General features: G+C 69.6%; 13 protein-coding genes. 9 read left to right on the plus strand and 4 right to left on the minus strand.

Annotated elements, in window-relative coordinates; translation table 11 throughout:
• Positions 1–170: 170 nt before the first annotated feature.
• On the plus strand, positions 171–428 hold the full coding sequence (locus FLL47_RS19540; protein WP_120316911.1) for a WhiB family transcriptional regulator: 258 nt from the start codon (positions 171–173) through the stop codon (positions 426–428).
• 78 nt (positions 429–506) lie between these two features.
• Here the strand turns inward: FLL47_RS19540 and FLL47_RS19545 are convergent, their stop codons facing one another.
• The gene (locus FLL47_RS19545) at positions 507–953 is read right to left on the minus strand and encodes a metallopeptidase family protein (RefSeq protein ID WP_120316910.1); all 447 of its coding nucleotides are present in this window, start codon (positions 951–953) and stop codon (positions 507–509) included.
• Between the two features lie 120 nt (positions 954–1073).
• Here FLL47_RS19545 and FLL47_RS19550 point away from each other — a divergent pair, with 120 nt between their 5' ends.
• Positions 1074–1430: a DUF3499 domain-containing protein gene (locus FLL47_RS19550; RefSeq protein WP_144121950.1), complete on the plus strand. Its 357-nt coding sequence runs from the start codon at positions 1074–1076 to the stop codon at positions 1428–1430.
• Between the two features lie 456 nt (positions 1431–1886).
• Here FLL47_RS19550 and FLL47_RS19555 read toward each other — a convergent pair whose 3' ends face one another.
• Positions 1887–3197 carry an NAD(P)/FAD-dependent oxidoreductase gene (locus FLL47_RS19555; protein ID WP_144121951.1) on the minus strand — a complete coding sequence of 437 codons (1311 nt, stop codon included), beginning with the start codon at positions 3195–3197 and terminating at the stop codon, positions 1887–1889.
• Complete coding sequence (locus FLL47_RS19560; RefSeq protein ID WP_144121952.1) at positions 3194–4540, minus strand: aspartate aminotransferase family protein; 1347 nt, start codon at positions 4538–4540, stop codon at positions 3194–3196. Before FLL47_RS19560 ends, FLL47_RS19555 begins: the two co-directional genes overlap by 4 nt.
• A gap of 277 nt (positions 4541–4817) precedes the next feature.
• On the opposite strand from FLL47_RS19560, the gene FLL47_RS19565 reads away from it, so the two are divergent.
• On the plus strand, positions 4818–6056 hold the full coding sequence (locus FLL47_RS19565; RefSeq protein WP_246158240.1) for an ABC transporter substrate-binding protein: 1239 nt from the start codon (positions 4818–4820) through the stop codon (positions 6054–6056).
• Positions 6057–6200: 144 nt separating this feature from the next.
• Here the strand turns inward: FLL47_RS19565 and FLL47_RS19570 are convergent, their stop codons facing one another.
• Complete coding sequence (locus tag FLL47_RS19570; protein ID WP_144122069.1) at positions 6201–6689, minus strand: Lrp/AsnC family transcriptional regulator; 489 nt, start codon at positions 6687–6689, stop codon at positions 6201–6203.
• 292 nt (positions 6690–6981) lie between these two features.
• On the opposite strand from FLL47_RS19570, the gene FLL47_RS19575 reads away from it, so the two are divergent.
• From FLL47_RS19575 to FLL47_RS19600, 6 genes are all read left to right on the plus strand, one after another.
• Complete coding sequence (locus FLL47_RS19575; protein WP_144121953.1) at positions 6982–8466, plus strand: gamma-aminobutyraldehyde dehydrogenase; 1485 nt, start codon at positions 6982–6984, stop codon at positions 8464–8466.
• A 46-nt stretch (positions 8467–8512) separates the two neighbouring features.
• Positions 8513–9748 carry a polyamine ABC transporter substrate-binding protein gene (locus FLL47_RS19580; RefSeq protein ID WP_144121954.1) on the plus strand — a complete coding sequence of 412 codons (1236 nt, stop codon included), beginning with the start codon at positions 8513–8515 and terminating at the stop codon, positions 9746–9748.
• Between the two features lie 4 nt (positions 9749–9752).
• Positions 9753–10838 carry an ABC transporter ATP-binding protein gene (locus FLL47_RS19585; RefSeq protein ID WP_144121955.1) on the plus strand — a complete coding sequence of 362 codons (1086 nt, stop codon included), beginning with the start codon at positions 9753–9755 and terminating at the stop codon, positions 10836–10838.
• A gap of 1 nt (position 10839) precedes the next feature.
• Positions 10840–11763 carry an ABC transporter permease gene (locus FLL47_RS19590; protein WP_342780336.1) on the plus strand — a complete coding sequence of 308 codons (924 nt, stop codon included), beginning with the start codon at positions 10840–10842 and terminating at the stop codon, positions 11761–11763.
• A complete protein-coding gene (locus FLL47_RS19595) occupies positions 11763–12596 on the plus strand; it encodes an ABC transporter permease (protein ID WP_144121956.1) in 834 nt (277 codons plus the stop codon). Before FLL47_RS19590 ends, FLL47_RS19595 begins: the two co-directional genes overlap by 1 nt.
• A 155-nt stretch (positions 12597–12751) precedes the next feature.
• Entirely contained in the window at positions 12752–14164 is a 1413-nt protein-coding gene (locus tag FLL47_RS19600; RefSeq protein ID WP_144121957.1) for an NAD(P)/FAD-dependent oxidoreductase, read from the plus strand.
• The last annotated feature ends 95 nt before the right edge of the window (positions 14165–14259 follow it).

Below are 14259 nucleotides of genomic sequence, written 5' to 3' on the forward strand. Positions count from 1 at the left end.
CCCTGCCGAGCGTGTACCAGAGTTACCTTGACGGTGCACGTAGGACACGCGTGTAATTTTGCGTGGGGCTGGAGGTAGCGGCATCCACAAAACCGCCTATGTGGACAAACGCTCTCCAGGTGGGGGGTTGCGCCGGTCGTGAGCCGGCGCGCAATAAGGAGGCAGCGGAGATGGACGGTCGCCCCGTCGTGGCGGATCTGCTGGGCAACGCGCCCGAGTGGCAGGAGCACGCGCTGTGCTCCCAGACTGACCCGGAGGCGTTCTTCCCTGAGAAGGGTGGTTCAACCCGCGAGGCCAAGCGCATCTGCTCGCGCTGCGAGGTCAAGTCCGAGTGCCTGGAGTACGCGCTGTCGCATGACGAGCGCTTCGGCATCTGGGGCGGGCTGTCCGAGCGCGAGCGGCGCAAGCTCAAGCGCCGCGCGATCTGAGACTTTCGGCCGCTGCCGGGCCCGTGGGGGCGGGTCCGGCAGCGTTCCGGCAACACCTTCGTTCATGTGAGAGCTGTGCTACGCGAGGTCGTCGGGGTTGAGGCCCAGCAGGTTGGCGACCTGCTCCACGATCACGTCACGCACCAGCTCGCCCAGGTCGTCCCGATCCGAGGCCCGGAACTCCAGCGGACGCCGGTAGACCACGATCCGCGGCGGCACCCCGTGCCGTCCCGGCCGTCCCGGCAGCAGCCGCGCCAGCGGCACCCGCCCGTCCTCCAACACGTCCGAGTCGTAGACGTTGAGGTCGGGCGGCACGTCCTCGACCGCGAACTCCACCCCGGCCAGCTCGGTCGCGAACCGCGCCTCGAGCGACTCCACGGTGTCCAGCACCAGCTCGTCGAAGACCTCCGCCTTCGTCCTGGCCAGGGGCACGCTGGCCGGCACCAGCCGACCCCGCATACCCCGCCCGTGGCGGTCGCGGCGGCGGCGGGCGGCGGTGGGGCGGCGTCGGGCGGGACTGGTCACCCGGCAAATGTATCCCCGCGCGCCAGCACCGGGACGCGGTACGGGGCCGTGATCCTTCCCTCGGCGTGTCGCGGCGCAACCGGCGTGCCGGTGCGCGGCGGGGCGCTAACGTCACACGCCGTGAGGTCTCCACGGCGTTGCTCTCGTAACGGCTGCCCCCGGCAGGCGGTCGCAACGCTGACCTATGTCTATGCAGAGTCCACGGCCGTGGTCGGCCCGCTCGCCGCGTACCAGGAGCCGCACACGTACGACCTGTGCGAGCCGCACGCCCTGAGCCTCACCGCCCCGCGCGGCTGGGACCTGGTCCGCCACGACGGCGAGTTCGAACCCCCGCCCCCCACCACCGACGACCTGGTCGCCCTGGCCGAGGCGGTCCGCGAAGCAGCCCGCCCCGCCCCCCGCCAGCCCGCCCCCGAACCGCCCGGCCCGCCGACCCCCGGCCGCCGCGGCCACCTCCGCGTCATCCCCCCGTCTTGAGGCAAGGAAGGGCACCTTCCCATCGCTATGCGTAGAGGAAGGGCACCTTCTTAACATCTCGAGGCCGTCCAGCAGGGCGGACGTCCGCGTGGTCGCTCTGCAGTTTCGGGGAACTGCGGGAATCCGGGGTGGCTTTCGCGCAGTTTCCCCGAAACTGCATCACGCCAGGCCACGGCACGCGGCCGGGACGACGTCAACTCCGCCCGGTTGGTTGGTGACAGCGACGCCGACCTCAACGCAGTCGGCAAGAGGCTGCGCGACCTGGCGGGCGCCGTCGGTGCGGAGGCGCGAAGCCGTCGGCGGATGCGCACGTCAGGTGACGCCTACAGTCGGCGGATGCGTACGTGGGGTGACGCCTACTGTCGGCGGATGCGCACGTCAGGTGCCGGCAGCGGACGTATGCCCAGGTCAGCTGCCGGGAAGCGTTAATAAGGGCACCTTCTATAACGCGGAGCGTTAAGAAGGTGCCCTTCCTTGCAAGCGGTCGAGGGTGGCGACGGCGTGGAGGGCGGTGTTGATGCCGAGCCAGCGCAGGGGTTCGGGTTCCCAGCGGGGGGAGCGGTGGTTGACCCAGGGCAGGACCGTCAGCGTGGACTCGGTGCCGGTGATGAGATCGGCGAGGGTACGGCCGGCGAGGTTGGCAGCGGCGACGCCGTCGCCCACGTAGCCGCCCGCCCAGGCCAGGCCGGTGGACCGGTCGAGGCCGACCGACGGATGCCAGTCCCGGGCGATGCCGAGCGGGCCGCCCCAGGCGTGCGTGACCTTCGCGTCGTCCAGCGTGGGGAAGAGTTCGACCAGCGTGTTCCGGAGGGCCAGGTGCACCGAGGGTTCGCTGTCGAAGGACGGGCGCACCGCCGAGCCGAAGTGGTACGGCGCGCCCCGCCCGCCGAACGCGAACCGGTCGTCGGCGGTCCGCTGGCCGTAGATGACCAGTCGGCGGTGGTCGGTGAAGGTCTCCCGCCGGGCCAGTCCCGCCGTGTCCCAGAAGGACTGCGGCAGCGGCTCGGTCGCGACCATCAGGGAGTAGATCGGCACCACGGCGCGCCGGTGGCCGGGCAGGCCGGGCGTGTAGCCCTCGGTGGCCCGGACGACTACGGCGGCGCGTACGGTGCCGTGGCCGGTGCGCACGTGGCCGGGCGAGAGTTCCAGCACCCGGGTCTGCTCGTAGATCGTGGCGCCGCGCCGCTCGACGGCCTCGGCCAGCCCGCGTACCAGTCGCAGCGGGTGCAGCGCCGCGCAGTGCGGGGACCAGGTGGCCCCGCGCACCTCGGTCGCGCCGCAGCGCTCCCGTGCCGCGGCGCGGTCGAGCAGCCGCAGTTCGAACCCGTACGACGCGGCCCGCTCCGCCTCCGCGCGCGCCCCGCGCCACTGCGCCTCGGAACGGGCCAGGCCCAGCGTGCCGCCCTTGTCCCAGTGGCAGTCGATGCCCTCGGCGGCGGCGACCCGGCCGACCTCGTCGACCGTGTCGATCATCGCCTGCTGGAAGGCGACCGCAGCGGCGCGCCCGTGCAGCTTCTCCAGCTTCGGCAGCGGGGTGGGCAGCAGCCCGGAGCACCAGCCGCCGTTGCGGCCGGACGCGCCGAACCCGGTCTGCTCGGCCTCGACGATCGCGATCCGCAGCCTGGGGTCGGCCTGGCGCAGGTAGTACGCCGTCCACAGGCCGGTGTAGCCCGCGCCGACGATCGCCACGTCGACGTCGAGGTCGCCAGGCAGGCGCGGGCGGGGCGCGACGGCTCCGCCCGCGGTGTCGAACCACAGGGAGGTCACAGCAGTGACGACGCCCGGGTCAGCACGTCGCGCAGGATCTGCTCGATCTCGTCGAACTGCTGCTGGGTCGCGGTCAGCGCGGGGGAGAGCTGGATGACCGGGTCGCCCCGGTCGTCGGCGCGGCAGTACAGCCCGGCCTCGAACAGGGCCCCGGACAGGAAGCCGCGGATCAGCCGCTCGGACTCCTCGGCGTTGAACGTCTCCCGGGTGGTCCTGTCCTTGACCAGCTCGATGCCGTAGAAGTAGCCCTCGCCGCGTACGTCGCCGACGATCGGCAGGTCGTACAGCTTCTCCAGGGTGGCCCGGAACGCGGGCGCGTTCTCACGCACGTGGCCGATCAGGCCCTCGCGCTCGAACAGGTCCAGGTTGGCCAGACCGACCGCGCAGCTGACCGGGTGGCCGCCGAACGTGATGCCGTGGGCGAACATCTGCCCGTCGGCCAGGAACGGCTCGATCAGCCGGTCGCTGGCGATCATCGCGCCGAGCGGGGAGTATCCCGAGGTCATGCCCTTGGCGGTGGTGATGATGTCGGGCTGGTAGCCGTAGTACTGGGCGCCGAAGTACTCGCCGAGCCGCCCCCAGGAGCAGATGACCTCGTCGGACACGAGCAGCACGCCGTAGCGGTCGCAGATCTCGCGTACCCGCTGGAAGTAGCCGGGCGGGGCGGGGAAGCAGCCGCCCGCGTTCTGCACCGGCTCCAGGAACACCGCGGCGACCGTCTCGGGTCCTTCGCGCTCGATGGCCCGGGCGATCTCCTCGGCCGCCCACACGCCGAACGCCTCGTAGTCGTCGCCGTGCTCGGGGGCGCGGTAGAAGTTCGTGTTCGGCACCTTGATGCCGCCGGGCACCAGCGGCTCGAACTCGGCGCGGAACGCCGGGACGCCGGTGATGGACAGCGCGCCCATCGAGGTGCCGTGGTAGGCGAGGTAGCGGCTGACGACCTTGTGGCGCAGCGGCTGGCCGACCTTCTTGAAGTAGGAGCGGGCGAGCTTCCACGCGCTCTCCACGGCCTCGGAGCCGCCGGTGGTGAAGAAGACGCGGTTGAGGTCGCCGGGGGTCAGCTCGGCGATGCGGTCCGCGAGCTCGATCGCCTTCGGGTGGGCGTACGACCACAGGGGGAAGTAGGCCAGCTCGTGCGCCTGCTTGGCGGCCGCGTCGGCCAGCTCGGCGCGGCCGTGGCCCGCGTTGACGGTGAACAGGCCGGCAAGGCCGTCGAGATACCGCTTGCCGTTGCTGTCCCAGACGTAGGTGCCCTCGCCGCGGACGATCGTCGGCACGCTGCCCTCGCGGTAGGCGCCCATGCGGGTGAAGTGCATCCAGAGGTGGTCGGTTTCCTTGCCCATCGTGAGGCCTCACTCATCGGTACGTTGCGGCGTTGCCTACGGTTATCGCATACGTCGTCGAGATACAGCAACCCTCTCAGTGGTATTTTCGCACGACGGCTACGGATTTCGTAGTGCGTCGGCAACCTGGCCGACACCGTTGGGGTGGTAACGCGCGCCCCGGGTGGTTTGTGAGCTGCCGCACCTCAGCGGGCGGACAGCGGGGTGATTTGGGCAGAATTGCGGGTCACCCTGTACTCCTCCAGGCTCTCAGCCTGCCCAGCGGAAGGTGCCTCGATTGCGCGCTCGTCCTCTGTCGGCCCCGGCCCGCGCCCTGCTCGCGGCCACCACGGCGACCCCCTCGCGGCGGCGTCTGCTGCGCGGCGCCCTGGCCGGCGGTGCGCTCGCCGCCACCGGCGCCGCCCTGACCGCCTGCAGCCCGAAGGGCATGTCGCCCCAGGCCGGCGCGTCCACCCGGCCCGCCTGCACGGCCACCGACCTGTCCGCCAGTGAGCGCAAGGTGTCCTTCGGCAACTGGGTGCAGTACCTGGACGTGGACGAGAACGACGAGAAGCGCCACCCCACGCTGGCCGCCTTCAAGGCGCGGACCGGCATCGAGGTGTCCTACACCGAGGACATCAACGACAACAACGAGTACTACGGCAAGATCCGTGCGCAGCTCGGGGCCTGCCAGCCGATCGACCGCGACATCGTGGTGTTCTCCGACTGGATGGTCAACAAGTTCATCCGCAACGGCTTCGCGCAGGAACTCGACCCGGGCAAGACCCCCAACTACCGCCGCAACCTGCTGCCCTCGCTGAAGGCCCGCCCGTACGACCAGGAGCTGCGCTACGCGGTGCCGTGGCAGTCGGGGCTGACCGGTTTCGCGGTCAACACCCGGGTGGCCAAGGAGGTGCGCACCGTCGACGAGCTGCTCACCCGGCCCGACCTCAAGGGCAAGGTCAGCGTGCCGATGGAGATGCCGGACACGATGGGCCTGCTCATCGCGTCGATCGGCAAGAACCCGGCCGCCTTCACGCCCGAGGACTTCGACACCGCGCTGGAGAAGCTGCGCAAGGCCGTCGAGTCCGGGCAGATCCGCCGCTTCACCGGCAACGAGTACGTCCAGGACCTGGCCAAGGGCGACGTGGCCGCGGCGATCGCGTGGTCGGGCGACGCACTCCAGCTGGGTCTCAACGACGACAAGATCAAGTTTGTATCGCCCGACGAGGGCCTGCTCATCTGGTCGGACGCGGCGGTGATCCCGGTGACCGCGACCCACGCGGGCAACGCGATGACGCTGCTCGACCACTACTACGACCCCAAGGTCGCCGCCGAGCTGGCCGCCTGGGTCAACTACGTCTGCCCCGTGGCAGGCGCGCAGGACGAGATGGTCAAGATCGACCCAGAGCTGGCCGAGAACAAGCTGATCTTCCCCGACGCCGCCATGCTGGCCGGCGTGAAGGCGTTCGCCCCGCTCGGCGAAGCCGAGGAGAAGGAGTACCAGGCCAAGTTCTCCGCCGTCATGGGCGTCTGACCCCGCCGACCCGACCCGCCCGACCCACCCGTACATAGACGCTGGCCTATTACATCGAGTATTTGTAGATCAAACTCGACGTAATAGGCCAGCGTCTATGTAAAACGGGGCTGCGAGGCGCGAGCGCGGTGGCCGATGGGCGGGTCAGGCGGAGCCGGTGCCCCAGGAGTAGGTCTGCTTGCGGAGTTTGAGGTAGACGAAGACCTCGGCGCCGATCACGCCGTCCACGGCGCGCACCTCGTGCAGGATCTCCAGCAGGTGGTCGTCGTTGCGGCAGACCGCCTCCAGCAGGAGGTCGTACGAGCCTGCGGTGATCACCACGTAGTCGACCTCCTCGATCTCGGAGATCCGGTCGGCGATGCCCTCGAGGTTGCCCGTGGTCTTGACGCCGATCATCGCCTGGCGGCCCAGCCCCAGCTGGAGGGGGTCGGTGACGGCCACGATCTGCATGACGCCCGCGTCGATGAGCCGCTGCACGCGCTGTCGCACCGCCGCCTCGCTCAAGCCGACCGCGCGGCCGATGGTCGCGTACGGTCTGCGGCCGTCCTCCTGCAGCTGCTCGATGATCTGCTTCGCGATGTCGTCGAGTAGCGCGTGGTTGGCGTGGTTGAGTTGAGGGTGGCGGCGGCGGATGACACCGCGCGGCGCGGCGGAGTCGGCGGGCGTCGGCAATGAGGCCTCCTGGGGCGTACGCAGAGGGGGATCGCAGGGTGATGATCCGGCCCGCGCATCGTATCGCTACGAGGCAGACGATTCCGGCACTTGGCGGCCACCCTTGTAACGGAAACGTCATCAAGTCGCGATATTGGGTGCCGGAATCCGTAGTCCCACTCCAGATTCGCCACGGAATCCCTTGTCATGTGGCGCACGTCATGTCAGGATCGTCGCGCCACGGGTTGTTGAACATCTGACAGTGGGAGGCGATATGGCCGGCTTTTCGCCGAACGTGATCGGTGACCGGGTCGCCGACGGTACGTCGGGTGAGCGCTTCGCCGTGGTCGACCCCGCCGACGGTAGCACCGTGGCGGAGTACGGACTCGCTGGTCAGGAAGATGTGGAAGCGGCCGTGGCAGCCGCGCGGGCGGCTTTTCCCGGCTGGTCCGGCGCGACGCCGGGCGAGCGCTCCGGGGCGCTGCACCGGCTGGCCGCGCTGCTGTCCGAGCGGGCCGCGGACTTCGTGGCCGCCGAGGTGGCGCAGACCGGCAAGCCGGTGCGCCTGGCGACCGAGTTCGACGTGCCGGGCACGATCGACAACACCGCCTTCTTCGCGGGTGCCGCACGTGACCTGCAGGGCAAGGCGGCAGGGGAGTACTCCTCCGATCACACCAGCTACGTGCGCCGCGAGGCGATCGGCGTGGTCGGTTCGATCTCGCCGTGGAACTACCCGCTGCAGATGGCGGCCTGGAAGATCCTGCCCGCGATCGCGGCGGGCAACACCATCGTGCTCAAGCCCGCCGAGCTGACCCCGCTGACCAGCGTGATGTTCGCGCAGGCCTGCCTGGACGCGGGCATCCCGGCGGGTGTCGTCAACGTGGTCACCGGGCGCGGCCCGACGGCCGGGGCGGCGCTGGTCGCGCACCCCGACGTGGACATGGTCAGCTTCACCGGCTCCACCGCAGTCGGCCGGGGGATCGGCGCGACCGCCGCGGGCGCGGTCAAGCGCGTGCACCTGGAGCTGGGCGGCAAGGCCCCGTTCCTGGTCTTCGACGACGCGGACGTGGAGGCCGCGGCGCAGGGCGCGGTGGCCGGATCACTGATCAACTCCGGTCAGGACTGCACCGCGGCCACCCGCGCCTACGTGCAGCGGCCGCTCTACGACCGGTTCGTGGCCCGGGTCGCCGAGCTGTTCGAGGGCGTACGCCCCGGCGACCCGCGCGACCCGGCGACCGACATCGGCCCGCTGATCAGCCTCGCCCAGCGCGACCGGGTGGCGGGCTTCGTCGACCGGGCCCGCGCGGCGGGCGCCAAGGTCGTGGCGGGCGGGCGGGTGCCCGAGGGCCTGGCGCACGGCGCCTACTACGCGCCCACGCTGGTCGTCGACGCCGCCCAGGACAGCGAGATCGTCCAGCACGAGGTCTTCGGCCCGGTGCTGGTCGTGCTGCCGTTCGACGCCGATGATGAGGGTGTGGCACTGGCCAACGACACGCCGTACGGCCTGGCCGCGAGCGTGTGGACACGGGACGTCCACCGGTCGCTGCGGGGCACGCGCGAGCTGCGCGCCGGATGTGTGTGGGTCAACGACCACATCCCGATCATCAGCGAGATGCCACACGGGGGTTACCGTCGCTCCGGCTTCGGAAAGGACATGTCCACGTACTCGTTCGACGAGTACACCCAGATCAAGCACGTCATGTACGACACCACCGCGGTCGCCGCGAAGCCGTGGCACCGCACCGTCTTCAGTCAGTAAGTGATATCTGCGCCTGTACACCCCTCCGGCAGTGAAGGAACGTTCGATGGCTCGTCGTATACCACTCTCCCCGCAGGCCCAGGCAGTGCTGGCGGCCATGCCGTCGCGCCGGACCGTGCTGCGCGGGGCCCTCGCCGGTGGGGCGTTCGCGGCGGCCGGCGGTGCGCTCGCCGCCTGCGGCACCAAGGGCACCAACGGCAACACCGCCGGCCCGTCCGCCGGCCCGCTCTGCACCGTGGCCGACGTGTCGGCGACCGAGCGCAAGGTCGCATTCTCGAACTGGCTCGGCTACATGGACGAGGACGAGAAGAACGCCGAGGTCCACCCGACGCTGGTCGCGTTCAAAGCCAAGACCGGCCTCGACGTGTCCTACACCGCCGACATCAACGACAACAGCGAGTTCTACGGCAAGATCCGGACGCAGCTCGCGGCTTGCCAGCCGATCGACCGGGATCTCGTGGTCTTCACCGACTGGATGGCGGCCACGTTCATCCGCAACGGCTTCGCGGCCAAGTTCAACCCCGACAAGGTCGCGACGTTCCTGAAGAACCTGTCCCCGGCGCTGCGCAGCCGCCAGTTCGACCCGAACATGGAGTACGCCGCGCCGTGGCAGTCGGGCCTCACCGGCATCGGCGTGAACACCGCGGTGGCCAAGGAGGTGCGCACCGTCGACGAGCTGCTGACCCGCCCCGACCTGAAGGGCAAGGTCACCTGCCTCACCGAGATGCGCGACACCATGGGCTTCATGCTGATGTCCGACGGCAAGGACCCGGGCAACTTCACCACCGCCGACTTCGACGTGGCGCTGGAGAAGCTGAAGGCCGCCGTGGCCTCGGGGCAGATCCGCCGCTTCACCGGCAACGACTACGTGCAGGATCTGGCCAAGGGCGACATCGCCGCCTGCATCGCGTGGTCCGGTGACGTGATCCAGCTCGGCTTCGACAACGACAAGATCAAGCTGGTCAGCCCGGACGAGGGCATGATGCTCTGGTCGGACAACGCGATGATCCCGATCACCTCGCCGCACGCGGCGAACGCGATGGCGTTGATCGACTACTACTACGATCCGAAGGTGGCCGCCGAGGTGGCCGCGTTCGTGAACTACGTCTGCCCGGTGGCGGGCGCGCAGGAGGAGATGGTCAAGATCGACCCCGACCTCGCGCAGAACCCGCTCATCTTCCCCGACGCCGCGATGCAGGCGAAGATCAAGATCTTCAAGCCGCTGACCGAGGCGGAGGAGAAGGAGTACGCGGGCAAGTTCCAGGCAGCGATCGGGGCGTGACAGGTTGACCGACCAGGACCTCTGCATCGAGAACGTCACCAAGACGTTCGGCGGCTTCACCGCCGTCGACGATCTCACCCTGACCATTCCGGACGGCTCGTTCTTCGCGCTGCTCGGCGCGTCGGGCTGCGGCAAGACCACCACGCTGCGCATGGTGGCCGGTCTGGAGGAGCCGACCGCCGGGCGGATCACGCTCGGCGGGCTGGACATCACCCGGATGCGCCCTTACAAGCGGCCGGTCAACACGGTGTTCCAGAGCTACGCGCTGTTCCCGCACATGAACGTCGCGGACAACGTGGCGTTCGGCCTGCGCCGCAAGGGCGAGAACAGGGCGGACACCCGCCGCAAGGTCGCCGAGATGCTCGACCTGGTCCAGTTGGGGCAGTACGGCACGCGCCGCCCGGCGCAGCTGTCCGGCGGGCAGCAGCAGCGGGTGGCGCTGGCCCGGGCCCTGGTCAATCAGCCCGAGGTGCTGCTGCTCGACGAGCCGCTCGGCGCGCTCGACCTGAAGCTGCGGCGCCAGATGCAGATCGAGCTCAAGCGCATCCAGACCGAGGTCGGCATCACCTTCGTGCACGTCACGCACGACCAGGAGGAGGCCATGACCATGGCCGACACGGTCGCGGTGATGCAGGCGGGGCGGATCGAGCAGCTGGGTGCGCCGGCGGAGATGTACGAGTTCCCCGCCTCGGCGTTCGTGGCCAACTTCCTCGGCCAGTCCAACCTGATCAAAGCGGAGGTGACCGGGCAGGCCGACGGCCACGTCACGGTCGACGCGCACGGCAACCGGCTGGCGGTGCCGTCGGCCCGGTGCCGGGTCACCTCCGGCACGGCCCTGCTCGGCGTACGCCCGGAGAAGCTGCACCTGGCCGACGGCCTGGCCGCGGTGCCCTCGGGCCACGCGGCGGTGCAGGGCGTCGTCACCGACGCCTCCTTCACCGGCGTCTCCACGCAGTACCTGGTGCGCGCCCCCTGGGGCAGCGAGCTGACGGTGTTCGTGCCCAACTCCGGCATCGCGCACCCGGCGCTGCCCGGGGCCGAGGTGGCGGTGCACTGGTCGCCCGCGCACTCGTTCCTCGTGGGGAGCTGACGTGGCCGCCCTGCTGCCCACGGCGTCGGGCACGCCCGCCGCCGCCACCGAGATCCCGGTCGAACCGCCGGCCGGGATGCGGCGGCGGCGGTGGATCCCGTACGCCCTGCTCGCCCCCGGCCTGCTGTGGCTGGCGGTCTTCTTCGTGTATCCGGTGTTCCAGCTCGTCATGGCGAGCCTGTGGGACCCGAGCGGCTCGGTCGAGACCGGCTACACGTTCGCCTGGGCGTTCTCCAACTACGCCGACGCGTGGGAGATGTTCCACGTCCAGTTCCTGCGCTCGCTGTGGTACGCGCTGATCACCACGGTGGTCTGCGTGGCGCTGGGCTACCCGCTCGCCTACGCCATCGCGATCAAGGGCGGGCGCTGGAAGAACCTGATGCTGGTCGGCGTGATCGCACCGTTCTTCACCAGCTACCTGGTGCGCACCTACTCCTGGAAGGCGATCCTGTCCGACAGCGGGCCGGTGGTCGACTTCCTGAAGTGGGCGCACCTCCTGGCGCCGGACGGCCGGCTGCTGGCGACCGAGTTCGCGGTGATCGCGGGCCTGGTCTACAACTTCCTGCCGTTCATGGTGCTGCCGCTCTACGCCAGCCTCGACAAGCTGGACGTGCGGCTGCTGGAGGCGGCCCGCGACCTCTACCACGGGCCGGTGCGCAGCTTCTTCCGCGTGACGCTGCCGCTGTCCATGCCGGGTCTCATCGCGGGCACACTGCTCACGTTCATCCCGGCGGCCGGCGACTACGTCAACGCGCAGCTGCTGGGCGGGCCGAACACGCAGATGATCGGCAGCGTGATCCAGTCGCGCTTCCTGGTGGTCAACGACTACCCGATCGCGTCCGCGCTGTCGGTGATGCTGATGGTGACGATCCTGGTGCTGGTGACGGTCTACGTCAGCACCGCGGGCACGGAGGAGGTGGTCTGATGCACGGGTTCTGGCGCTGGCTCGCCGAGAAGTGGGTGCTGCTGCTCGGCTTCGTGCTGCTGGCCTACCTGTTCGTGCCGATCGCCGTGGTCATGCTGCTGTCGTTCAACCAGCCGGCCAGCCGCAACACGACCTACGTGCTGGACTTCGCCACGTTCCAGTTCACCTGGAACAACTGGACCGACATGTGCGGGGCGGCGGGCATCTGCGACTCGCTGATGCGCAGCATCTACGTGGGCCTGTCCGCGACGGTGATCGCCACCATCCTGGGCACTTTGATCTCGTTTGCCCTGGTTCGCTACCGCTTCATCGGCCGGGGCAGCACCAACACGCTGATCTTCCTGCCGATGGCCACCCCGGAAATCGTCATGGGCACCTCGCTGTTGACCCTGTTCATAGGGCTGCAGATCCCGATGGGCTTCTTGACGATCCTGATCGCGCATGTCATGTTCTGCATATCGTTTGTAGTGGTCACCGTGAAGGCACGGCTGGCCGGGCTCGACCCGAGGCTGCAGGAGGCGGCGATGGACCTGTACGCGACGCCGTGGCAGGCGTTCCGTCTGGTCATCCTGCCGCTCGTGCTGCCCGGCATCGTGGCCGCCGCCCTGCTGGCGTTCTCGCTGAGCTTCGACGACTTCATCATCACCAACTTCGTCACCGGCACCAGCGACTACACCACGTTCCCCATGTTCATCTGGGGCTCGAACCTGCGCGGCATCCCGCCGCAGGTCAACGCCATCGCCACCGCGATGTTCCTGATCTCGTTCGCGTTCGTCATCGCGGGCCAGCTGCGCACCCGTCGCCGCTCCGCCCGCCGCGCCGCGACGTCCTAGAACTCCTGACGGCCGCCGACCGGCCCCACGCCTGATTCGTGGGGAGCCGGCTCGGCGGCCGTTTGGTATTCCCAGACATTTCGTTTGTCTGGGGATTTACAGGGAAAAAGAAGCTGAAATCAGGCTTCCCGGTAGTAGAAGGAGGAGATCGGCTCATGCGGGCCAAAGGATCAAAACTGTGGGCGTCGGCGCTGTCAGAAACGTCGCCGACGCCGTACTGGACGGACCGGCCCTCCCGGCCGGCACCCGTGCCCCCGCTGACCAGCGCGACCACCGCGCAGCTGGCAGTCATCGGGGGCGGCTACAGCGGCCTGTGGACGGCGCTGCTGGCCAAGGAGCGCGACCCGTCGGCCGACGTGGTCCTGCTCGAGTCGGGGGTGTGCGGCCACGCCGCCTCCGGACGCAACGGCGGATTCTGCTCCGCGAGCCTCACACACGGGCTCGCCAACGGAGTCGACCGCTTCCCGGACGAGATCACCGAGCTGGAACGGCTCGGCCGGGAGAACCTCGACCAGATCGAGGACACGCTGGGCCGGTACGGCATCGACTGCGACTTCGAGCGCACCGGTGAGCTGGAGGTGGCCACCTCCGCGTACCAGCTGGACTGGCTGCAGGAGTCGGCGGAGCTGACCCGTGCCATGGGTTACCGCGCCGAGGTGTTCGACCGCGACCAGGTGCGGGCCGAGGTCGACTCACCCACCTACCTGGGTGGCTGGTGGGACCGCGACCGGGTGGCCATGGTCGACCCGGCGAAGCTGGCCTGGGGCCTGCGACAGGCCTGCCTGACCCTGGGTGTGCGCATCTACGAGGGCAGCCCGGTGCTCGGGCTGAGCAGCGGCCGCGACGGCCTGCTGCTGCGCACGCCGCACGGCGAGGTGCGGGCGGCTCGGGCCGCGCTGGCGACCAGTGCTTTCGGACCGCTGGTGCGCAAGCTCAAGCGCTACCTGATCCCGGTGTACGACTACGCCCTGATGACCGAGCCGCTCACCGCTGCGCAGCTCGGTGACCTGGGCTGGCGCAACCGACAGGGGCTGGGCGATTCGGCGAACCAGTTCCACTACTACCGGCTCACCGCGGACAACCGGATCCTGTTCGGCGGGTACGACGCGATCTACCACTTCGGCAACCGGATCGCGCCGACCCTCGAACAGCGCCAGGACACCTTCACCCGGCTGGCCGAGCACTTCTTCACCACGTTCCCGCAGCTGGAAGGGCTGCGGTTCACGCACAGCTGGGGCGGGGTGATCGACACCTGCACCCGCTTCTGCGCCTTCTTCGGCACCGCCTTCGGCGGCCGGCTGGCCTATGCGGCCGGCTACACCGGACTGGGCGTGGGCGCGACCCGCTTCGGCGCGCAGGTGATGCTCGACCACCTGGCGGGGCAGTCCACGGAACGCACCAGGCTGGACTTCGTACGGTCCAAGCCCTGGCCGCTGCCGCCGGAACCGCTGCGCTCGCTCGGCATCCAGCTGACCCGCTGGTCACTGGCCCGCGCCGACGAGCACCAGGGACGCCGCAACCTGTGGCTGCGCACGCTCGACCATGCCGGTCTCGGTTTCGACTCCTGACGCTTCCGTTCCGCCGTCCCCGGCCTGCGGGGATCCGGCAACACACCTGAATCAAGTCGTTTCGTGGCATCCGTTGCCACGTGTTGAAGGGACTT

The sequence above is a fragment of the Catellatospora sichuanensis genome (assembly GCF_007483665.1).
In the GTDB taxonomy this organism is placed as follows: Bacteria; Actinomycetota; Actinomycetes; order Mycobacteriales; family Micromonosporaceae; genus Catellatospora; species Catellatospora sichuanensis.

Excerpts from the sequence above, each read along its gene's own strand:
- FLL47_RS19580 (WP_144121954.1), top strand. The coding sequence starts at position 8,513 with ATGGCTCGTCGTATACCACTCTCCCCGCAGGCCCAGGCAGTGCTGGCG.
- FLL47_RS19560 (WP_144121952.1), bottom strand. The coding sequence starts at position 4,540 with ATGGGCAAGGAAACCGACCACCTCTGGATGCACTTCACCCGCATGGGC.
- FLL47_RS19540 (WP_120316911.1), top strand. The coding sequence starts at position 171 with ATGGACGGTCGCCCCGTCGTGGCGGATCTGCTGGGCAACGCGCCCGAG.
- FLL47_RS19600 (WP_144121957.1), top strand. The coding sequence starts at position 12,752 with ATGCGGGCCAAAGGATCAAAACTGTGGGCGTCGGCGCTGTCAGAAACG.
- FLL47_RS19575 (WP_144121953.1), top strand. The coding sequence starts at position 6,982 with ATGGCCGGCTTTTCGCCGAACGTGATCGGTGACCGGGTCGCCGACGGT.
- FLL47_RS19595 (WP_144121956.1), top strand. The coding sequence starts at position 11,763 with ATGCACGGGTTCTGGCGCTGGCTCGCCGAGAAGTGGGTGCTGCTGCTC.